Origin of the sequence: Pantoea stewartii subsp. stewartii, from assembly GCF_008801695.1 — a bacterium.
Taxonomy (GTDB): Bacteria; Pseudomonadota; Gammaproteobacteria; order Enterobacterales; family Enterobacteriaceae; genus Pantoea; species Pantoea stewartii.
The window spans coordinates 1-600 of the sequence record NZ_VZPF01000220.1 but is presented as its reverse complement, the minus strand read 5'-3'; the positions used below and the strand labels follow the sequence as shown (position 1 = coordinate 600).

The following is a 600-nucleotide window of genomic DNA, read 5'->3' as shown; positions in this document are numbered from 1 at the left end:
CGCGTTGCCGATAAGCCCGGAAAATGTTGAGGCGGCAGACGCGCGCAACAGGATCTGCTGCTGCTCCGGCGTCATATTTTGCACCAACTCAAACAGGCCAGCGCTACCTGCCAAATGTTCTCCTTCACTGAGTTGCGCGATTTGCGCATCGCTGGGCGAAAAGGCTTGACCCAAGATCACCGTGATAAATGCGCATAGCAACGAAACCAGCAAGATAGTAATAAATTGATTTCGGAAAAAATTTCCGGCGTCACGGTAAACGGACTTCGCCGTGATAGACATGCACTCTCCTTGAGTTTTGCAGGTGTTAATTTGCGGGTAATTGTACCCTGGATAACTCTACAGTGGCAGCATCAGCAGTTGTATGGAAAAGCATATCTTTGTAAAGCGGCGGTAATCCGTATCGTGCGCGGGCGCGATTACAGGCCTCATTTACTTCGCCTCCTTCGCCCGACATCGAAAATTCACGACAGGTTGAAGGGCGGTTTTCATAAATGGCGCAACTGACATTTTCTCCCGGCACTCCAATGAGCGCTTTACAGTGTGGCTGTTTTTGGTTGGTGCCGGCCATACAACGTAAAAAAGGGGGAATAGATTCGG

General features: G+C 50.2%; 2 protein-coding genes. Both read right to left on the bottom strand.

Translation table 11 applies throughout. The features are described from left to right. The coding region (locus F7Q90_RS25845) for a YciC family protein (protein ID WP_282958450.1) at window positions 1-282 on the bottom strand (282 nt) is incomplete at its 3' end. A 25-nt stretch (window positions 283-307) separates the two neighbouring features. After that, window positions 308-600: YkgJ family cysteine cluster protein (locus tag F7Q90_RS25840; protein WP_151161175.1), on the bottom strand; the 293-nt coding region annotated here is incomplete at its 5' end.